Genomic DNA, 20,445 nt, shown 5'->3' on the forward strand with positions numbered 1-20,445 from the left:
TTCTCCCTATCCTAGATATAATAGTTTTCTCCTTCTCTAAGAACTTTTACTTTGTAGTTGTATTTTTCTGCAAGTACCTTTTGATTTAAATAATCTGAAACAGCAGTGTCGAAATTGAAAATGATATTTCTAGTCCTATCTGTTTTTCTATAAATAATTCTGCTTAAAGTTACGAGATCAGGATGATTGAATTTCATACCATTAGTAGATATAAAGAAGTTATTCGAATCAATAATTTCTAATAATTCAGGACTTGTGTTCCCCTTAGATCCATGATGAGAGATTTTTATTGCATCGAACCAAATTAAATTATTACCGTATATCTTTTTTAATTCTTTAGTGATTATACTTGGGTGAGAGTCTGCAAGAAATAAAATTTTTTTATTTTTTGTTTCTAGAACAAATGCTATTGAACTCCCGTTAGTAGGGCTGTTATCTTCAATAAATCCTTCTTTTACTAAACTTTCGATTTCTTTTTTGGAAGAAGATATATTCTGTTGAAAATCTTTTGGTATCAATGTTTTTTCATATGCCATTAAAAATTCAAACGCATCATCGAATAATGCTTTACCATCCAGCTTACTTTTAAAGCCCAATTTTCTTAATTCCTTCTTCCAGTATTCCTCCAAACTATTTAATTTGTCTACATCAGGAGACAAAAGTCTTATTCTTATTTCTTTTCCGATATCAATTACGTTCTTGTTCTCTATATTAATGGATTCACCTCCAAAACTACTATTCCATGCGTATCCACCATGTTTTATTAACGCTGCCAGGGAAGACCCTTGCTTAGCTCCTATATCCTTCTTAAAATCTTTATTAATAATAATTTCTGTGGGATACCCCATTTTATTAATATCTTTAATAATATTTTTATCTATTTCATTTTCAATCTCCGCATTTTCTAAATCTTTTTTGTGTAAATGCCTATAGCTATTGTGCCAAATTTCTTTAATATTTATGATTTTACTGTCACTTGAAAAACCATTTTCTTGTAGAAGTTTTAAGGCACCTGAAATATGATCTGCATCAATATGAGTAATAATCATTAAGTCTAAGGATTTACCAGCTTTGTTCATTTTTAATAGTCTTGGCTTTAAATAATTTGTATATGTTGAAATGAATCCTGTATCTATTAGGATATTCGTATCTGATAAATTTTTACAAGAAATTAAAAAAGAATCTCCATATGATGCTGGCATCATTGAAATAGCTATTTGCTCCATGAAAAGCCCTCCTTCTGTCAATGCACTAATCAAATTATTTTCCTTTTGGCTAATTTTTTACTTATCTATTTCTGCCATGATTTTTAATTTAATATAAGCCTCTAATTGTGGCTTTATTGCTTTAAAATGATGTGCTTGTATATTAGAAATTGCTCTTACCCCCGAAAAAAGAACCGGCTCATTTTCTTCAATCATCTGATCAATTACTTGACAACAGCGACGTATCTGAAATTCTCTGACCGATTCAGTAATCTCATTTAACAGTTGAGTCGTCTTAGGTAACTTATGTCCACGTCTTTCTAAGTTTGCAAGGATATTTAATCTTTTACCGATTACTGATTTTGTAATTCTTAATGGCCTTTTAAGATCTAATAATTCTTTATATAGAAGCTTTATTTTTTCATAATATTCTTGATCTCGCATATTCCAATCAACTCTTTTATTAGATTATGTCACCTCTTTCTTTGCTGGTAAGTTAGCCAACATCCATTCTTTATCATGTTTATATAAATATCTATATGGCTTTCTAAATTGTTCCAGAAGTTGTGTTCTTCTATAGTTAGGAAAGCGTTCCATAGCTTGTAACAATTCTTCTCTGTATTGTTTAATGAGCCTTTCATTGGTCTCCGTTTTTCTTTCTATTAATTCTTCTTTTGCATCTAAATAACTTTTTGCTGTTTGTGGATGAACACCTAACTCCTTTGCAATTAACTTTAAGTGTAGTCCCTCTTTTTCTAATTGATATAATTTCTCCATCCAAATATGACCATACTCTTTTATGTAATTAATATGATATTTGTCGTATTCTACCTTATCAGGACCTTTTCGAGTATATACAGAGCCGCAAGAACATGAAAAGAACCCCGCAGGTTTCGTTCCAGTAAAATCTCTTTTAAGCGTTACCGTATCAATTACATTTTGCCTGTAATGTAAAGCAACTTTATTTAAACATGGCCACGGACCTTCGCCGAATGGACCTTTGTCTATTTCCACTTGAATAAAGGAATCAACATCTTGCTCCAAAAAATACAGCATTAGTAAATGTCGGAATGGGTGCACATGACGTTTTAAATTCCTTACAATTACTTTCAGCCAATTATAGGTATCATCTCCATCAATACGCGATTCGTATTTTTCCAGGAATGTAAAAGGGAGCTTCGACTGAAATTCCTTCTGTAATTGGTTCTGTCGAACTGTATTTGAAAGTGCAATTAAATTACGATCTCTTAAAAGGGTGCGGTATTTAAGATTAATTGTTTCTCTAGAGAATTGATTAATCGGTAGTTGCAACAACTGATAAGCCATCTTCGCTAATTTAACTTGAATTACTTCAAATTTATCTAATTCACTTTCTTTTGGTGGAGATAAATCCAGATGTTTACTATCAAATCGAATATATTCGAATCTACTCTGAGTTTCAAATTCAGTAATGTACTTCTTTAGTTTTAATTCATGGTGAGCACAGTAATCTATTCCTTCTAATTGATGTTCACGATGAATATAAGGTTCTCCGTATTGATGAATATCTTTAATTACACATTTTGGACAATAATATAAAGCATTTTTTTTACAAATGCCTCCCGAGACCATTCCAAGCCTCCCATACAGACCTTTTCCGTCTCCTTGAACGTCCTCTATAATTTCCTGTTGGCGTTGCTTAGAAAGAAAAAGAGAGTAGTATGGATAAATGGTATGCTTATTCAGTAAACTTTCTATTGAATAACTTGGACCGAGTTGCTTAGCTAATATAGAAAAGTTGCTTCCAATTTCTACACTTGGAATTACAGAACGTTTTTTAAATAATTCCTCTATTGTATCTCTATAATTTGTATTTCCGCTATAAAAATGATAACGAGCAATCGATGAATACAACAATTCATCAGGATATGGATCAGTAAAGAACGGTAACATTTAATCAACTCCTTCGAGAAACCATTGTGGAGTATATCAATTGCCAACAAAGGGAATGGGCACTAATCCAAATATGCTGAGCCTCTTCATTTCCGGGAAAAAGCCAAGCAACTTTTAACTTGTTGTTTGCTTATAGTTATCCACTGCTTGTCTTGCTCGTAAATACTTTTCTAAAAGGGGTTTTATCTCCTGAAAATGATACGATTTCACAGCGCCAATACGCTGTACTTTCCAAAGCAGCACAGGTTCTCCTTTATGCAAAAACAGCTCAATAATTTTGCAACAGCGTCGAAATTGAAATTCTTGTGTAGATTCTGTAATTTCTTCAAGATACCTCGCTGTTTTCGGCAGCTTATCTAAACGTTTTTCTAGATTTGATAATATACCCGTTTGTTTGCCAATAAGGGATATGGTGATTCGAACCGGCTTGTCTTTAACGATCAACTGTCTATAAAGCGCCTTTATCTTTGATAAATATTCTTTGTCCCGTGCTTCCCAATCAACATGTCCTGTTGGCATTACTCTCGATTGCTTTTGAGGCAAATTATCAAAAAGCCATTCTTTATCATTACGGTATAGATAAGAGTATTCTTTAGAAAAAAGATTCCGAATTTGAGTGCGGGTGTAATCAGAGTATTCTTTTAGCCCTTCTAATAGTTGCTGACGATACTGCTGTAACCGTTGAGAATAACCATTGGTTTTTGATGGATTTGATGTTTCAATGCTCGTTTCTAAAAATTTTTTGATTGTTTTAGAATCTACACCAAGTATTCTACCTATCTCTCTTGCGTTATATGTCCCGTCTCCCTTTAACTGCTTTAATTTAGCCTGCCAAACTTCTCCAAATACTTTTGTCCGCCCAATACGATATATATTTTTTAAAGATGTGTCTGGTCCTTTTCTAACGTAAACAAAACCACAAGAACAAGAGAAAGTGCCAATAGGAAATTTCGATTTAAAGTCTCTTGTAACCGAAACTTCCTGAATGATATGTTCTTTATAATGAGCAGCAGCTTTATTTAGGCATGGCCACGGTCCGCTTCCGAAAGGTCCATGGTCTTCCTTAACATCTTTAAAAAATTCTTCTATGTCTTTCTCTAAAAAATAAAGAAACAGCAAGTGGCGGAATGGATGAACGTGGCGCTTTGTATTTCTTGTTATAACTCTCAGCCAGTTATATTCATTGTCCATATCAAGAGCAGATTCATATTTTTCTAAAAAACCGATCGGAAATTTGCTTATGAACATTTGATATAAATCATTCTGCCTCACATGATTAGAAGTTGTAATCAAGCCTCGTTCTCTCAAAAGTAATCTATACTTTTTAGCAATTTTTTCACGTGAGATCTGATTTATATTCACTTGTAAAAGCTTATACGACATTTTAGCCAGCATAACTTGAAGATCATAAAAATAAGGCTCTGTGCTTTGTAAGAAGGATAAATTCATTCGTTTGGCTTCAAAGCGGATAAAAGCAATTCTGCTTTGTACAGAAGGATTAATGGGGTACTTTTTTAGCAGCAACTGGTGATGTGGGCAGACATCAATTCCTTGCAATTGATGCTCTCTATGAATATATGGTTCACCATATTGGTCGATATCATTAACGGCACATTGAGGGCAATAATAAAGACCGTCCTTCCTGCATATACTCCCTGCCAGCATCCCAAGCCTTGCATATAGCCCTTTGCCATCTTTTTGAACATCTTTGAGGATCTGTTGTCGTTTTTCACACGAAAGAAATAATGCATAAAACGAATAAATAGTGTGGTTTCCTAAAAGATTCTCCATCGAAAAGTGCGGTCCCATTTGCTGCGCAAGAATGTTTAAATGACTACCAATTTCCACGCTTGGTATGACAGTGCGCTTTTGAAACACTTCCTCTAATGTATCTTTACAGTCCAAATTACCGCTGTATAAATGGTAACGGGCTATGGTTGAATAGATTAATTCACCAGGATATGGTTCTGGAAAAAACGACAGCATTTAAATCGCCTCCTGCTTATGTCAAAATAAGAATCTTTGGCTCAGGTAAGTGAAATATTTAGGTTCTCTGATATAACCCAGGTTTAACACGTTCCCAGTTTCCACTGCGCTTTAGTGCATACCAAATTGAGCTATGCGGTGTTTTTGCATAAGTTTTAATAATTGCGTTATAGTAACGGCTTTTTTCGAATAGTTTAATCAACTCATCCACTGTTACCAACTTTCCGGAAGCAATATCTTTTTCATATTCTATAATAAAGTCAAATGTACTTTGATTCATTGAATAGTCTTTTCCCATAATTATTTTTCCTTTCTTTAGAGACGTTAGCTCCTATACCGTATTTCACTCCTCTTGTTCTACTTGCTAAATTAATAGGCTGCTATGCCAAAAGTTATTAATAAAATTCTTCTATCGGATTTTTAATATATCCGCTTGCTTTTAGCAATTCGTATGGATGTTTTTTTTGATCCAATGCTTTTTTCCTGAGTGTCAACAACGGCAATATATCAGTATTCTTCTGTCTTGGCTTTTTTTGTTGTTCTTTTTTCTGCTGGTTCAACATAAGTGCTGCTTGAACAGCATCTGTTTTTAGCAAATTGTAGTCAGTATCCATTGGCTGGTTTTCTACAATTTTCTGAACAAGCTTTTTCATATCAGCTTCTTTTAGACTGTCAAAAATGCCAAGAGAAAATAGCTCCACCACCAAACTTTCGGTTGTATCACGTCTTTTGAAGTCCATCGTCTTTTTTCTTTCTCTAAATGCTTCTTGAATACGGCCTGTCAGCTCCGTATCACGCTTGTGTTGCAACATGACTTCATCCAAGCTAAACATAATATCCTCATACTTCATCATGTCTCGCCAATTATTTGTTCGGACTGCCTTTAGCATTGGCTGGATCATTTTCATATCCTTTTTAGCTGTTTGTTTTATTGTCCGCGAGATTAAGACTTCATTAGGATTACTTTCATCAAATAAAGCACGTTCCTGCGCTAATATAAACAAGTTAACCGCAATAGCTGTAATCCCCTGACATTCTTCATAAAATGTCTTTTTAACTTCCTCGGTTAATTCTGAACATTGTTTTAAACAGTTCAGCTCCCATAATGTTTCTAAAAAGAATTGCCATTCCTCGCTATCTTCCTTCATGCGATCCCAAAAGATAGATCCCTCACTGGCAGCTCGTCTTGCTTGTCGGAAGTTGCCCTTAAACAGCTTCTCGGCTTTGGTGGTTCCGATCAGAATTGTTGGGATGCCAACTGTATTGGATAAAGTGACAAAGAAATTAAGCATTTCTTCCTGGTCATTTTTTGCATGCAGTAAGTGCTGTATTTCATCGATGACTAGCACTCCAATGCCATACATACTTGCTAATGATGTCATGTGCAATAACATTGTTGACGTAACTCTGTTTAAATAGCCGAATTTCTCAAGATAACGGGTTCCTAATAAGTCATCAATTGCTTTAAAGAAGCTTTTACATAGTGTTGATAGACTTCCATCATATGGACAATCAATTTTAAGCCATACAATTTGAGTGCGGTTAAACGGGTGACCATTGTACTCATCATGTTTAATCACTTGCGGATACATCAGCAATAATCGTTCAATCGCTGTCGTTTTGCCGATGCCCGAAATGCCGATTATTGATAAGCTGTCAGCAGTCGAGCGAATATAGTTTAGTCTTTGATCTATATCTCGGAGCGATTTTTTTTCCTCCGCTTGCAGTTCATTTAAAACACGAAGCCGTTCAAAGTAAGTTTTATTTAATGGGTTTCTTGCCAAATATCCTCCGCGAATTAAAGTAGCTAATTTACGTTCCACTTCAAAATGAATCGGCAGCGGCTGTATAAAGGTTTTTATCCTTTTTAAAATATGATAACGGATGTTCGTTTCCTGGGCTTTGTCCTGACTTGTAATGCGTGGAGCTACCATAAAACGTTCCAATACATCGTTTTCTGTGAAAATTGGGGGCAGTGCCTCAATAAATGGATTTTGTTTATATTCAGACAGAACCTGTTGTTTATATTGAGCCTTCTCAAATTCTCCTTTTAAAACAACAATGTCTTCATTTTTTTTCAAATTCCTCATCTCTTTTCTTTCTCAGTTTTTCCATTAACCGAGAATTGCTCCTAGGCTTAGCTTCATCATTTTTTTGATTCGTTGACAAATCAATTAATTTCGCTCTTGTTTCCACAAAAGAAGATGTTAAATCAAATCTTTCCTCTTTTCGATTCACCACTTTTTCGGCTTCTCTATTATTACGGATATTTTTTAATTTTTCTGATTTATTGATCTCTTTTTGCTCTACTTTTCTCTTTTCTCTCATTGCACACTTTACAATCTCTTCGATGACCGCATCTGTATTAATTGCTGATTCATGTTGTTCAGCAACTTGAACCAACTTAAGCTCATTTATCATCTCTTGGTAAAATTCAATTTCTTCTAATGTGTCTCCCTGGTATTGCTCACTCGTTGAAAGCAAGTAACATGAATCATAGCTTTTCCCGTCAGCATGAGGAATGTATATGTAACTCATATCTCGTGGATCATAAAGAACTTCAATGCTTATATTTTTATATTTTGTGTACCATTGTTCATTCAGTGCTGTGTCTGAACCGTAAAATAAGCTTTTAAACCGGATACCAGCTCTTGTAATTCTTGCATTACCTCTTGGAAGAAGATTCAGCCTAAAAACATTCCGATCTGTGATCATTCTAAGCCGTCCTTTTTTATTCGCAATGCCCCAATTCCATAAATTAAGTGGTGTAGCTGTTAAGCCGCTGGCCACCATTCCTTTTTCTAAAGGATATTTCTCAATAACCTTCTGGTTATGTTGCAATACAAGGTGAATAACGATCTTTATAAATTCATCTAAATTTAAATTAGCGTCTAAACGGTAGTCACGATCTCCACGTTCCCGGTACTCTTTTTGAATGGCACCGGGTGCTTTTCTCTTTATCTTGCCGTTTATTGTATGAAATTGACGTTCTACAATTCCTTTTAAATCTCCCCGGTATGCCGAGGTATTTTCGATTTTAATATTTAAATTGTTAATCAAGTTTTCAACTGAATAACCCTCAAATTCTCCCCTGTCAGCAATAATAATTTCAGGCAAATGCTTTACCGGCCATTGAGAAACATTGATATCAATATTGTACTCTTTGCAAAATTCAACTTTATCAGCAGCCATATTGTCTAATGCCATCATTGCACCCACCCAAGAGGGACCCTCTAAACCTACATAGATTCCTGCAATCATACGCGAATATACATCTATTACTGCATAAATAATCGGCCTCCCAATAATTAGTGTTCGATCAAATGAGCTTACCAAATAAATATCCGCAATAGTGGAATCGATCTGAAAACGGGTACCCGGTCCATCTGTTTCATTCGTCGAATTATTTAAAATAGGTCGATGCTTTAGGTCATATTCTTTCGAGCTTGTTCTAAGCACAATGTCGAGCTGCGGATCTTCATGTTTTTTAAACCAATAATAAAATTGATTGTATGTCGGAATTCTGGAACTATCGTATATCTTAAATTTCACTATATTGTTTTCAATATAAGAATTTGAATAAAATTCTTTTAACAAATAATCATAAGTCTCTTTTAGAGTTACTTGATTTTTTCGTCGATAATACTTTTTAATGACATAAGCAAATTGCTTCTTCACTTCTTCTGTAATATTAATGCCTTGTTTCATATCATCGGCTACATTTAATTTACGTGGTCTTCCTATTTTTTTGCCGGATAGTAATTTTTCTTTTCCTTTCCCGCCGGAGTGTATATAGTCAGGAAGCAAAGCATTTTTATTAAGTCCCCGCTGCCAAAAACGAGTAAAGATGCGTTTGAGCTTCAGCTTACTTAAATTTGTTTCAGCCGCTATTTTCTCAAACGCATCTTCTCTTCTCTTTTTCTCTAATAAGCTTTCTTTGTATACATTCCAATAAGTTGAGACAACCTGCCAATCCTTGTCTCGCTTCTTAATTTGCTTCTCGGATAGATCTTTTTCAGCATAGCTCTTAAAATATGGATCAGAAATGGCTATTAATACTTCACCTTGGACCTCAGCCTCAATTGTTGCAGAAGAAATTTTCTTAGGCATTGCTGTATCGCCATGAAGTTCCACGTAATAAACAATGGAATCATCCAACTCAATAATCCGGATTCTATCTTTCTCATCTCTGTTCACATATTGGTACACTTGATTGTTAAAAATCATATTGACTTCACCTTCTGTGAAAAATCCTTATGCACCGCCTTTATAGGAATAGCTTGATTTACATCGATCTTTTCTAAAAGATCTACTTCAATGATTTTATTAATGACAAGATGCTTAAAAATACCGATACCGCTTCCCAAGAGCAAATCGAAATCCTTCTCAAATTCATAGGACAGAGCGCGTATTGAATCATCTTTTGTTAGCAATCGGCCGATATAATCAATAATCAAATCTTCTAGATGCTCTGTAATCATCATGTCAAATCCTTCAATGTCGTGAAGCTCTTTATATTCTCTAACATTCTTAATATTAAATGCCATCGTTTTGTGAATCTCTTTTTCCGTTACAATACTCCAATCTACATTACGACGTTTCCAAAACACACGTTCAATTTCGAACTTCTCTAGCACACGTTCATTCATCAAGTCGTTCTTGCTTTTAACTGTACGTGCATATTCTTTTCGTTCTTTGTTTTCCGAAACTGTCACAAGAAAATCGGTAGTCATAACAATAGGCTCTTTCGTTTTCGGATCCCTTGGATGTATAATTCCTAACTCTTCTGCAATCAATAAAGTTTCCTCAATAGGCAAGAGAGGATATTGCTCACGAATATCAATAACTAAATCAGAATATTCTAACAGATAAAAATAGTTCTGTTCCAAATCAGAAAGAAATTCAAATTGTCTTGGTATTTTCATTCCTTTTAGACGAGTAGCCCTTCCTGAGGAAGAAACATCTTGGATCTTTAGCCATGGTGTGTAGTTAACTTCAATTCCTTGTCCTCTGCCGTCTTTGAGTTTTTTATCGATTGAATTCGATCTGGTACGCTTGGCCATTACACCCTCCCCTGTGTATTATTTAATAACTGTCAGAATCCTCCACGATTCTAGAAAAATTTCCATCTTCTATGCCATCAATTAATAGGTCGTATTTCTGAAGTCCTTCTTCTGTAATGTGCATTGAGCAGAAATAATTATGATATTTTGCAGTCCACTCATATTTCGTTAAAATCTTTTCAATACCTTGGAATTCTTTTAGTTTAACTTCTATGCAGTTTTTATGTTTTTTTAAGAGGTCTGCATAATTTTCAAAATCCCGAGTTTCATCATAATCTTCCTGGAGACCATGTAAATAATTAATAAACCATTGACCATCTTCGTTATCACGGAGTAAATGCCAGTATTGCGGAGCATAACTGACTTTTCCGTAATAATCCAGATGCACTTTAACCATTTTAATCATTTCTGCACTTAATATTATCCGTGGATATATTGCATCTTTACATTCTAAATCGTGAGCTTCGATTAACGCTGGGCCGTAGGCGAAGTGTTCGTCACCATAATATTTATTTAAAGAAATTCCACCGCGTATGAAGTAACTATTAAGCGTCATTGTTAATTGAAAATATACAAATGACATGAAAATACTTCCTGACTGCCCTTCTCCATCTTCAACCTTTGGATAAGCCAATATAACGTTGTCAGTAAAAGATTTGAAAGAGCCTAATGGATTCAACTCAGACATCTCTCTATATTGATTAGATAGTATATTATGTAAGTCCCTCAGTAAATCAGTTCCTTTATCTTGCTGATCGCTTTGGATAATTAAGTTAGAAAAACCTAAAATATCAGCAAAACACACAATTGATTCTAATAATTGTGGATTAGTTGGATCGTATTTTGGATAAGACACAGCTTCAGCTCCGTTCTCTTTTATTTTTTCAAAAAGCAAAAAACCCCTTAAGGAAAGATTATCCTAAGGGGTCTTTTTTATCAAACTTTATTATAAATTATCGAACTTTTTTTAAAATGATCAATCTTTTTTATAAATTATCGAGCTTTTTTAAAAAGCCACACTTTTTTACACTGTTTTCAATTCGCTTATTCAACCGTCACGGATTTGGCCAAATTCCGCGGCTTATCCACGTCGCAGTCGCGGTGAAGCGCTGCGTAGTAAGCAATCAGCTGGAATGGAACGACGGCGGCTAGCGGTGACAGCAGCTCATGAACGGCTGGCAGGACGAAACGGTCGCCTTCCTGCTCAAGGCCTTTCATCGAGATGACGCACGTGTTGGCGCCGCGTGCTGCGACTTCCTTCACGTTGCCACGGATGTTCAGGTTGACGGACCCCTGTGTTGCAAGGGCAATGACCGGTGTGCCGTCTTCAATGAGCGCGATTGTGCCGTGCTTCAGTTCACCGCCGGCAAAGCCTTCTGCTTGAATGTACGAAATTTCTTTTAGCTTCAAGGCACCCTCTAAGCCGACATAGTAGTCAACTGAACGGCCGATAAAGAAGCAGTTGCGTGTTGTTGACAAGTAGTCGCGCGCGATTTGCTCGAACTCTTCCTTGCCGTCACAAAGCACTTCCATTGCGTTGGCAACAATACCGAGCTCGTGAGCTAGATCAAAGCCTGTGTCGATGCCTGCTTTTTTCGCTGCCGCGTCTGCCAAAATTGACAGGACCGCAATTTGCGCTGTATACGCCTTTGTAGACGCCACCGCGATTTCAGGACCTGCATGCAGCAGAAGCGTGTAATCCGCTTCACGTGACAGCGTAGAGCCTGCTACGTTTGTGATCGTGAGTGCTTCATAGCCCAACTCTTTTACTTTTACCAGGACGGCACGGCTGTCTGCTGTTTCGCCACTCTGGGAAATAAAGATGAACAACGGCTTTTTCGACAGAAGCGGCATGTTGTACACGAATTCGCTCGCGACATGCACTTCAACCGGAATATTCGCCATTTGTTCCAAATATTGCTTTCCAACAAGACCGGCATGGTAGCTTGTGCCGCATGCGACGATGTACAGGCGGTCTGCTTCATTGACTGCATTCAGAATGCTTTCGTCTACATGAAGGTCGCCCTGCTCATTTTGGTACGCCTGCATAATTTTACGGATGACGAATGGCTGTTCATCCGTTTCTTTTAACATGTAATGCGGATATGTGCCTTTTTCAATATCACCGGCATCAAGTTCCGCTGTATAAGGAGCGCGTTCAATAGGTTCGCCGTTTTCACTTTTAATGGTTACAGATTCTTTTGTGACGATGACCATTTCTTTATCCATCAACTCGACAAATTGGTTTGTTACTTGCAGCATTGCCATCGCATCAGACGCGACAACATTGCAGTCTTCGCCAAGACCAACAAGAAGTGGACTTTTGTTTTTCGCTACGTAAATCGTTTCTTCGTCTTCATTGTCTAAAAGCGCGATCGCATAAGAGCCTTTTAGCAAGCCGAGCGTTTTACGGAATGCTTCTTCTGTTGAAAGGCCTTCTTTTGCGAACAGACCGATAAGCTGCACGATCACTTCTGTATCGGTGTCACTTTGAAGAGCGACATCGAGCAAGTATTCGCTTTTCAGCTGCTCATCGTTTTCAATGACGCCGTTATGAACGAGCGTGTAGCGGCTGTATTCATTTTGGTGTGGATGCGCGTTGTAACGGCTTGGTACGCCGTGAGTCGCCCAGCGAGTGTGACCGATTCCTGCATGAGATTGAACAGCTGTGTCCACCACTTCACGCAAATCAGCGATACGTCCCTTTTCTTTGAAAATGTGCACACCCTCTTCGTTGCGCACAGCAATACCGGCTGAGTCATAGCCGCGGTATTCGAGCTTCTCAAGCCCTTTCAATAAAATTTCCTTCGTATCCTCGCTGCCGATATATCCAACTATTCCGCACATAACTGTTTCCTCCTGAGTAGAGGCGTCGGCAAACAAGCGCCGGCTGGGGCACAATGCCTGCCGCGCTCCTCGTTTTTTAGTTTAAGCACATGTCCGCTCCCTTTGTGCAAGAGGTTGCCCCCCTGTTTTAAGGATGAACGTAACAGCTGTGTGCCTGCAGCCGGGAGGTATCCGCCGAATCATCGATAAACCTCCTCCTCGTCAACTGAGCGCATGGTCGTCCCGCTCAGTCCTGGCGCTTTTGGTTGAAATCCTTGCCTGCTCTTTCGCTCCTTTCTATGTACAGATAAAAACACGATAATCATACCGTGTTCTATCTGTTTCGTCAATCAAAAACTCATTTCCGCTGTCCCAAAAACAGGAAAACAAGGAGTGCTGCTGCCAAACACAAAACACCGGTCAGCATAAAAACAGCGCCAAGACTCCATTGATCGGCAATCACACCTGCTCCGAGCGGTCCGAGAAAAATACCCAGGGCATAAAACGACTGAAAAAACCCCATCGCTGACATTTTAAACGCAGGCGGACTGACAAGCACCACTTCGCTGAGCAAAATCGGAAAAATAAAGCCCAATGCCAGACCAATAAAGAAGTGCACACCACTAAGAGATGCAAGTGAACCGGCAAACGGAACGGCGATAAGGAAAAAAGCGGTGACAATAAAGCAAACAGCCAGCACCCGCTTGTTGAAGCGCGGATCAAGCCGGTAAAAAACAAGGCTGAGCGAAGCTGCCGCATGCGGAATAAAAAAAGCACACGTCAGCCAGATAAAGGACTGCTCTTCTACGCCAAGTGCCGTCGCATAAATCGGGCTAAACCCGAAAATCGTAATAAACAAAACAGCATGTGCCACTAGGGACAAAAACGTCAGCATTTTTAAATGAGGCATTTGCACCGTTTCTTTTATGTGACGAAGGGCATTCGCCGGAGAAGACGTGACCTCTGTTCTCGCTTCTTGAATATTCCAGGCAAATATCGCCCCTAAAATGGACGCGGCGGCACCGACCCAAAAGGGGAATACCCAGCCGAACTGGTGAACGAGCCAGCCGCTGACCGCCATGCTGAGGAATTGTGTTGCCACCGTTACAAACTGCATAATGCCCATCGCGTTTGACGCACGTGCTGCACTGAAATAGTGAGAGTAAAGCACCGTAGCCATTACCCACATCGATGCCGTCACGCCTGCAAGAAGGCGCGCCGTCAGCACCATCACAAACGAATCGAAATAAACGAGCATGAGGCTGCTGACAAGCGCAACGATAAAGCCGCCGACAAACAGCTGCTTACGAATTTTATGAAGAAAATCCGACAGCACGCCGAATGGAAAGCGCAGCAGAATCTGTGTAATGCCGTATGCACCGAGAATAATGCCAATCGCTGAAAAGCTGAACCCTTTTTCTTGAAGGTACACGCCAAAGACGGGCGCATAAATATAAATCGCAAACCAAAAACAAAACACCGCTGCCAGGAAAAACGCATGGTCTTTTCGCCCAATCACCGGCTGTGAACCCTCTTTTTGCATCTCCATCCTGCCTTTCCCACCATGTAAAGCGCTTTCCTTCTATTATTATGCAGTTCTCCGTACATTTCAACCCTTTGAGCAGAACCAAAAAAAGAGCCCAGCTGGACTCTTTTTTTGAAGCTTATACGCGAAGACCCATTTCTTCTTCCACAATTTTCGCGATGCGGTCTGTATACGAACGGCACTGCTCTTCCGTTGCGGCTTCAACCATCACACGCACAAGCGGCTCTGTTCCGGATGGACGCACAAGCACACGGCCATTTCCAGCCATTTCTGCTTCCACCTGCTCAATTTCCGCTTTTACCTTTTCATTATCTGTCACATGATGCTTATCTGTCACACGGACATTTACGAGCGTCTGCGGGAATTTTTTCATCTCAGCAGCAAGCTCAGACAGCGGCTTTTTCGTTGCTTTCATAATGTTTACAAGCTGCAGGCCGCTCAAAAGACCGTCACCTGTTGTATTGTAATCAAGGAAAATAATATGACCGGACTGCTCGCCGCCCAGGTTGTAGTTGTATTTCTTCATTGCTTCTACTACATATCTGTCCCCAACGGCCGTTTGTTCGCTTTGGATACCATGCTCTTCGATGCCCTTGTAAAAGCCGAGATTGCTCATAACGGTTGACACAATGGTATCGTTATTCAACGTTCCCTGATCTTTCATAAAACGGGCACAGATGAACATAATCTGATCACCGTCGACGATGTTCCCTTTTTCATCCACGGCAATGAGACGGTCGCCATCTCCATCAAAGGCAAGGCCGAGGTTTGCGCCTTTTTCCTTTACAAACTGAGCCAGCTTTTCTGGATGTGTAGACCCTACACCCTCATTGATGTTTAACCCGTTTGGCGATGCACCCATTGTGGAAATATCCGCTTCAAGATCCGCAAACAAATGAGCAGCAAGAGAGGAGGTCGCACCGTGAGCACAATCTAGCGCCACATGAATGCCTTCGAAATCTTCATCAACCGACTGCTTCAAGAATTGAATGTATTTTTGCCCGCCTTCAAAATAATCATTTAAAGAACCCAGATCGGCTCCTGAAGGGCGTGGCAGTATGTCTTCCTGCTGGTCAAGCAACGCTTCAATTTCTGCTTCCTGTTGATCAGAAAGCTTAAAACCGTCTGAACCGAAAAACTTAATGCCGTTATCCTGAACCGGATTATGAGAAGCCGAAATCATGACGCCCGCCTGCGCATCCATTGCTTTTGTTAAATACGCAACCCCCGGCGTAGAAATCACGCCGAGGCGCATGACTTCTGCTCCAATAGAAAGAAGCCCTGCAACTAGCGCTCCTTCAAGCATCGGTCCTGAAATACGGGTGTCCCGTCCAATTAATACCTTCGGACGTTCAGCGTCTTTCGTTAATACATAGCCACCGAACCGGCCAAGCTTAAATGCAAGTTCCGGTGTCAGCTCTGCATTCGCGACACCTCTGACACCATCTGTACCAAAATACTTACCCATCTATTGTTTTCTCTCCTTTTATTCAAACGGCCTTTTTATGATTCATCCGTTGATTTTTCCACTGTTACCTTCACCTTTACTTCTTGCGGTGATGAAAAATTAAATTGCTCTCCGAGATTAACCGGTACCGTCAGTGTTGTATCCTTTGTTACGCCGCTTACATCTACCGGAAGAGAAAGTTCTTCCAGCTCCTCAAGAGCCGATTCTTTTCCATAAATGGTGATCTCATCGACATCCGGCTCCAGCGAGGTAATCGTCACATCATCTGCTGGTGTTCCTTTTGAGACAGCTTTAAGCGGTACTTTTTTGCTTGGATTTTTAACCGAAATCGATACTTGAACTGTCGCCGGCTCCACTTTGACATCCAGCTTATTCAAGTTTCCATCCAGCACTTGAACAGCGGCCGTCGCAGTTGTTTCTTCGTTGATCTCATCTTCGCTTGTCAGCGCAGTCCGGACAAACGCAATTTTCTCAATGTCAGATTCTGATCCGGTTACTTTTACTTCACGCGGCGCCACGGTGACATTCTCCACTTGAAACCCTTCAGCAAGAGCAGAATCATTAAACTCAGGCGTCACCGTTTTGGTCGTTGTGACTTTTTCCTCAATATTTACATCGACGGAAGCCGGCAGAATGGAAACGTCCAGCTTTTCAGAGAAGTTATTGTGTTTGATCGCCACACGGTGCTCGCCGATTTCATAATCTGTTAAATCAAGGGCCAGTTCAAAGTCACGCAGCCGCTTTGTGGACTCGATAATGCTTTTAGGACCGGACAGTTCAACCCGTACCTGCTCCGGAACCCCGGATACATATAAATTTTCTGTATCATAATAGGTCTTTAACGGTACATTCGTCAATACCTCTGTTGTATCAAGTGCAGAATCTCCCGCCTGCTGGACAGCTTCAAAGTCACCAAAATTCACCGTCATATAAAGTAAAAAGGCCAATAGAAATGCGACAATCCGTACGAACCATTTGCTTTCTACAAAACTATCCATTGTTTCTGCGCCCCTTCCACGTCCAGCGATTTGGAGATTCATTTTTAACAAGGCCGGTTAACAATTGATGCTCTAAAATGTCTTGAAATTCTTCTTCCGTTAAATCACGGTACAGATCACCATTTCGCGTGACGGAAATAGCGCCTGTTTCTTCCGAGACGATAATCGTCAAGCTGTCGGTTACTTCACTAATGCCAAGGGCCGCCCGGTGACGTGTACCGAGCTCCTTTGAGATAAACGGGTTTTCTGACAACGGCAAGTAACAGGCTGCCGCCGCAATCTGATCTTTTTGAATAATGACCGCTCCATCATGCAGCGGAGTATTCGGAATAAAAATATTAATGAGCAATTCTGATGTGATAACGGAATGCATCGGAATACCGGTTTCGATGTAATCATTCATGCCCGTTTCCTTTTCAATGGAAATCAGGGCACCGATGCGCCGCTTGCCCATATACCGGACGGATTTAACTAGTGCATCGATAATCTTCCGCTGCTCTTCATCTTCTTGAATCGCACTGCGGGAGAAAATCCGCCCGCGCCCTAGCTGCTCAAGCGCGCGCCGAACCTCTGGCTGAAAGATGATGATGACCGCCAGGAAGCCCCATGTGAGCGCCTGCTGCATAATCCAGCTTAATGTGTCCAGACCGGCAAAACCAGCCACCGTTCGAATAATGACGATAACAAAAATCCCTTTTAATAACTGGACTGCTTTTGTCCCTCTGATGACCATTAATAATTTGTACACAACGTACCAAACGAGCAATATATCAATCGCATTCGATAAATAATCAATAAACGTATAATCTTGAAAATAAGTCGTAAACGGCATACTAGATCCTCCAGGTTGGAATTACGGAGCCGTGAAGAAAATCACTTTCTTCCTTAACCTGTCCATTATAACATACAACCTAATAAGAAGCAGACGATACTCGCCTGCTTCTTATCGGAATAATGACTTCATTTCATACCAGATCCGTCCAAATAACTGGTCAATTTCCTCAATTTCGCCTGTTACATTTCCCGCAGACGCCATATACCGTTCTCCGTTAATGACCGTGACATTTCCATCAACAGATCCCTCAATTCGGATATCTCCGTTTTTCACGACAATGTCTTCTTCAATAATAGCACCAGCCGGGACAATAACCGTTTCATTTTCCACCTTTAATTCACTGTTTTTCGTGAAAGCAAAATGTTCATCCTCCTGGGTGAATAAAGAAGCAAATCCGCCGCTCATAAGGATCAGAAATAATGCAGCTGCGGTAAGAAACGGATGATGGCGAAACCACCGTTCAATGCCGACCTTTTTTCCTTCCCTTGGAAGCAGCGCCATTACTCTCGATGTAAACCCTGCTGGTGCTTCAATATGAGAAGCGCTTTGCACAAGCGCGATTGTTTTTTCCAACTCCGTAAAATGCTGTTTACAATCTGCACACGTTTCTATATGAAATTTAAGCTCTTGCTTTTTTTCCTCTTGAATATCCCCATCCAGATATTCATGCATAGAATGAACAATCTGTTTTGAACAAGATGTCATCGTTCACCGCACCCTTTCTCACAAATGCCGCAAATGCTTTCGCAGTGCTTCACGTCCCCGATGAACACGTGTTTTCACCGTACCAAGGGGCAGTTCTAATATATCTGCTATTTCCTGCAGCGGCAATTCTTCAATATATTTCAACACAATGACCGCACGATACTTATCAGGAAGCAGTAAAATCGCCTCATGAATCGACGCTTGCACCTCCAGGCTTTCCACTTCATCTTCAGGAAGCTGATCTCCAGAAGCCAGGTGAGCATACATATTCAGGCCATCCGTACCGGCAATTTCTGCATCCAGATGATAATCCGGCTTTTTTTTGCGAATTTTATCGATGCATAAATTGGTCGCGATCCGGTAAAGCCAGGTCGAGAACTTTTTGTCCTGATTGTACGTATGAATATTTAAAAAGGCCTTTAAAAAGGTTTCCTGAGCCGCGTCCTCCGCCTCGTAACGATCCCAGAGCATTCGAAAACAGATTTGGTACACTTTGTCCTTATAAAGCTCGACAATTTCTCCAAACGCATTTTGATCTCCTTTTATTACTTGTTTAATTCGTCTCTGAACAATTAAATCCATTTTTTCTCCCTCCGCCCTCGCGGTATGTATTAATACGGATGCAGGTACATAAAAGTTTCAAAAAAAGATGAAAATTTTTGATATAATAGTTTACATTAATTTCAAAAGAGGTATTATTATGTATATATTCTATGGTGAATGGGGGGTCTCATCCTTGCAGTTAATTCAGCTTTCTACAACGATTGAACAGTATCGCTCAGAAATGGTCTCCCAGGCAATGCAAACATCATTTAATGACAAAAAAGTAATTGAACTCAGCCAAAAGCTTGACCGGCTTTTAAATGAACTTTCAGCCCATAAATAAAGCAGCTCTTTATAAAACGAAAATGTTTCCATTTTATTTCTAATTATACCAGTTTTATTGTCGAATAACGAAAAAAACCATAAAAAAAAGGCTTTTCATGTCGAATGACGTGAAAAGCCTTTTCGTATGATGAGCCATGAAGGACTCGAACCTTCGACCCTCTGATTAAAAGTCAGATGCTCTACCAACTGAGCTAATGGCTCGAAAAAATGGCTGGGCTAGAAGGATTCGAACCTTCGCGTGACGGAGTCAAAGTCCGTTGCCTTACCGCTTGGCTATAGCCCATTGAAGTTGTATGTAGTATACCCTATAAATAAGAAAAAGAACATATTTTGAGATGTTCCTTTAGGAAAATGGTGGAGGGGGGCAGATTCGAACTGCCGAACCCGAAGGAGCGGATTTACAGTCCGCCGCGTTTAGCCACTTCGCTACCCCTCCGCTATTTAATTGAAAAGTGGTGCCGGCAAGAGGACTTGAACCCCCAACCTACTGATTACAAGTCAGTTGCTCTACCAGTTGAGCTACACCGGCGCAAAAGAAATGGTGGAGGATGACGGGATCGAACCGCCGACCCTCTGCTTGTAAGGCAGATGCTCTCCCAGCTGAGCTAATCCTCCATATGATGACCCCTACGGGATTCGAACCCGTGTTACCGCCGTGAAAGGGCGGTGTCTTAACCGCTTGACCAAGGGGCCAGTATAAAATTTTCAGGCTTACGTGAAAAACAGTAAGCTTCCAACCGGGCTCGAACCGGTGACCTCTTCCTTACCATGGAAGCACTCTACCTGCTGAGCTATGGAAGCAAAGCAATGGCTCCGCAGGCAAGACTCGAACTTGCGACCGATCGGTTAACAGCCGATTGCTCTACCACTGAGCTACTGCGGAATGTTATGAAAATTTGCCAGGCGGCGTCCTGCTCTCACAGGGGGAGACCCCCAACTACCATCGGCGCTGAAGAGCTTAACTGCCGTGTTCGGGATGGGAACGGGTGTGAC

The 20,445-nt window shown here is 40.0% G+C and carries 15 protein-coding genes, 8 tRNA genes, 1 rRNA gene and 1 pseudogene; 1 reads left to right on the forward strand and 24 read right to left on the reverse strand.

Annotated features, from left to right (window positions below):
- Positions 1-11: 11 nt before the first annotated feature.
- The 15 genes and pseudogenes from avs1a to sigW form a co-directional block, all read right to left on the reverse strand.
- Positions 12-1,226 carry an AVAST type 1 anti-phage system MBL fold metallo-hydrolase Avs1a gene (avs1a, locus tag BW952_RS14980; protein WP_045852207.1) on the reverse strand — a complete coding sequence of 405 codons (1,215 nt, stop codon included), beginning with the start codon at positions 1,224-1,226 and terminating at the stop codon, positions 12-14.
- A 57-nt stretch (positions 1,227-1,283) separates the two neighbouring features.
- Positions 1,284-3,137: pseudogene (locus BW952_RS14985) on the reverse strand (TnsD family Tn7-like transposition protein).
- Positions 3,138-3,251: 114 nt separating this feature from the next.
- A complete protein-coding gene (locus tag BW952_RS14990; protein WP_045852205.1) occupies positions 3,252-5,123 on the reverse strand; it encodes a TnsD family Tn7-like transposition protein in 1,872 nt (623 codons plus the stop codon).
- Positions 5,124-5,181: 58 nt separating this feature from the next.
- On the reverse strand, positions 5,182-5,421 hold the full coding sequence (locus tag BW952_RS14995; protein WP_045852204.1) for a hypothetical protein: 240 nt from the start codon (positions 5,419-5,421) through the stop codon (positions 5,182-5,184).
- Between the two features lie 97 nt (positions 5,422-5,518).
- Complete coding sequence (locus BW952_RS15000) at positions 5,519-7,213, reverse strand: ATP-binding protein (protein WP_045852203.1); 1,695 nt, start codon at positions 7,211-7,213, stop codon at positions 5,519-5,521.
- Entirely contained in the window at positions 7,191-9,350 is a 2,160-nt protein-coding gene (locus BW952_RS15005) for a Mu transposase C-terminal domain-containing protein (RefSeq protein ID WP_045852202.1), read from the reverse strand. Before BW952_RS15005 ends, BW952_RS15000 begins: the two co-directional genes overlap by 23 nt.
- Positions 9,347-10,186, reverse strand: a complete 840-nt coding sequence (locus BW952_RS15010) for a heteromeric transposase endonuclease subunit TnsA (RefSeq protein ID WP_045852201.1) — start codon at positions 10,184-10,186, stop codon at positions 9,347-9,349. The genes BW952_RS15005 and BW952_RS15010 overlap by 4 nt, the downstream gene beginning before the upstream one ends.
- Before the next feature lie 22 nt (positions 10,187-10,208).
- The gene (locus tag BW952_RS15015) at positions 10,209-11,081 is read right to left on the reverse strand and encodes a hypothetical protein (RefSeq protein WP_231581503.1); all 873 of its coding nucleotides are present in this window, start codon (positions 11,079-11,081) and stop codon (positions 10,209-10,211) included.
- 149 nt (positions 11,082-11,230) lie between these two features.
- Complete coding sequence (gene glmS, locus BW952_RS15020) at positions 11,231-13,033, reverse strand: glutamine--fructose-6-phosphate transaminase (isomerizing) (protein ID WP_045852200.1); 1,803 nt, start codon at positions 13,031-13,033, stop codon at positions 11,231-11,233.
- A 337-nt stretch (positions 13,034-13,370) separates the two neighbouring features.
- A complete protein-coding gene (locus BW952_RS15025) occupies positions 13,371-14,561 on the reverse strand; it encodes an MFS transporter (RefSeq protein WP_052698533.1) in 1,191 nt (396 codons plus the stop codon).
- A gap of 115 nt (positions 14,562-14,676) precedes the next feature.
- A complete protein-coding gene (gene glmM, locus BW952_RS15030; protein WP_045852199.1) occupies positions 14,677-16,026 on the reverse strand; it encodes a phosphoglucosamine mutase in 1,350 nt (449 codons plus the stop codon).
- Between the two features lie 35 nt (positions 16,027-16,061).
- Positions 16,062-17,024 (reverse strand): CdaR family protein, encoded by a 963-nt coding sequence (locus BW952_RS15035; RefSeq protein ID WP_045852231.1) that lies wholly within the window; start codon positions 17,022-17,024, stop codon positions 16,062-16,064.
- Positions 17,017-17,856, reverse strand: coding sequence for a diadenylate cyclase CdaA (gene cdaA / locus BW952_RS15040; protein WP_045852198.1), 840 nt, complete (start codon positions 17,854-17,856; stop codon positions 17,017-17,019). Before cdaA ends, BW952_RS15035 begins: the two co-directional genes overlap by 8 nt.
- 111 nt (positions 17,857-17,967) lie before the next feature.
- Complete coding sequence (locus BW952_RS15045; RefSeq protein WP_045852197.1) at positions 17,968-18,564, reverse strand: anti-sigma factor family protein; 597 nt, start codon at positions 18,562-18,564, stop codon at positions 17,968-17,970.
- Between the two features lie 18 nt (positions 18,565-18,582).
- Positions 18,583-19,146: an RNA polymerase sigma factor SigW gene (gene sigW, locus BW952_RS15050; RefSeq protein WP_045852196.1), complete on the reverse strand. Its 564-nt coding sequence runs from the start codon at positions 19,144-19,146 to the stop codon at positions 18,583-18,585.
- 154 nt (positions 19,147-19,300) lie between these two features.
- Here sigW and BW952_RS15055 point away from each other — a divergent pair, with 154 nt between their 5' ends.
- Positions 19,301-19,450, forward strand: a complete 150-nt coding sequence (locus BW952_RS15055; RefSeq protein WP_231581494.1) for an aspartyl-phosphate phosphatase Spo0E family protein — start codon at positions 19,301-19,303, stop codon at positions 19,448-19,450.
- Between the two features lie 130 nt (positions 19,451-19,580).
- Here BW952_RS15055 and BW952_RS15060 read toward each other — a convergent pair.
- From BW952_RS15060 to rrf, 9 genes are all read right to left on the reverse strand, one after another.
- Positions 19,581-19,653, reverse strand: a tRNA-Lys gene (locus BW952_RS15060).
- A 7-nt stretch (positions 19,654-19,660) separates the two neighbouring features.
- Positions 19,661-19,735: transfer RNA gene (locus BW952_RS15065), tRNA-Gln, on the reverse strand.
- Between the two features lie 69 nt (positions 19,736-19,804).
- Positions 19,805-19,888 (reverse strand) — tRNA-Tyr (locus BW952_RS15070).
- Between the two features lie 17 nt (positions 19,889-19,905).
- Positions 19,906-19,981: transfer RNA gene (locus BW952_RS15075), tRNA-Thr, on the reverse strand.
- A gap of 10 nt (positions 19,982-19,991) precedes the next feature.
- Positions 19,992-20,067 (reverse strand) — tRNA-Val (locus BW952_RS15080).
- A gap of 6 nt (positions 20,068-20,073) precedes the next feature.
- Positions 20,074-20,145: transfer RNA gene (locus BW952_RS15085), tRNA-Glu, on the reverse strand.
- 35 nt (positions 20,146-20,180) lie between these two features.
- Positions 20,181-20,253 (reverse strand) — tRNA-Thr (locus BW952_RS15090).
- 7 nt (positions 20,254-20,260) lie between these two features.
- A tRNA-Asn gene (locus BW952_RS15095) sits at positions 20,261-20,335 on the reverse strand.
- Positions 20,336-20,350: 15 nt separating this feature from the next.
- A 5S ribosomal RNA gene (rrf, locus tag BW952_RS15100) occupies positions 20,351-20,445 on the reverse strand; the annotation flags it as partial.

This window comes from Domibacillus enclensis (genome assembly GCF_900156125.1).
Classification (GTDB): Bacteria; Bacillota; Bacilli; order Bacillales; family Domibacillaceae; genus Domibacillus; species Domibacillus enclensis.

Bases quoted from the DNA above. Each gene is read 5' to 3' on its own strand.
- avs1a (WP_045852207.1), bottom strand. From the start codon at position 1,226: ATGGAGCAAATAGCTATTTCAATGATGCCAGCATCATATGGAGATTCT.
- BW952_RS14990 (WP_045852205.1), bottom strand. From the start codon at position 5,123: ATGCTGTCGTTTTTTCCAGAACCATATCCTGGTGAATTAATCTATTCA.
- BW952_RS14995 (WP_045852204.1), bottom strand. From the start codon at position 5,421: ATGGGAAAAGACTATTCAATGAATCAAAGTACATTTGACTTTATTATA.
- BW952_RS15000 (WP_045852203.1), bottom strand. From the start codon at position 7,213: ATGAGGAATTTGAAAAAAAATGAAGACATTGTTGTTTTAAAAGGAGAA.
- BW952_RS15005 (WP_045852202.1), bottom strand. From the start codon at position 9,350: ATGATTTTTAACAATCAAGTGTACCAATATGTGAACAGAGATGAGAAA.
- BW952_RS15010 (WP_045852201.1), bottom strand. From the start codon at position 10,186: ATGGCCAAGCGTACCAGATCGAATTCAATCGATAAAAAACTCAAAGAC.
- glmS (WP_045852200.1), bottom strand. From the start codon at position 13,033: ATGTGCGGAATAGTTGGATATATCGGCAGCGAGGATACGAAGGAAATT.
- BW952_RS15025 (WP_052698533.1), bottom strand. From the start codon at position 14,561: ATGGAGATGCAAAAAGAGGGTTCACAGCCGGTGATTGGGCGAAAAGAC.
- glmM (WP_045852199.1), bottom strand. From the start codon at position 16,026: ATGGGTAAGTATTTTGGTACAGATGGTGTCAGAGGTGTCGCGAATGCA.
- BW952_RS15035 (WP_045852231.1), bottom strand. From the start codon at position 17,024: ATGGATAGTTTTGTAGAAAGCAAATGGTTCGTACGGATTGTCGCATTT.
- cdaA (WP_045852198.1), bottom strand. From the start codon at position 17,856: ATGCCGTTTACGACTTATTTTCAAGATTATACGTTTATTGATTATTTA.
- BW952_RS15045 (WP_045852197.1), bottom strand. From the start codon at position 18,564: ATGACATCTTGTTCAAAACAGATTGTTCATTCTATGCATGAATATCTG.
- sigW (WP_045852196.1), bottom strand. From the start codon at position 19,146: ATGGATTTAATTGTTCAGAGACGAATTAAACAAGTAATAAAAGGAGAT.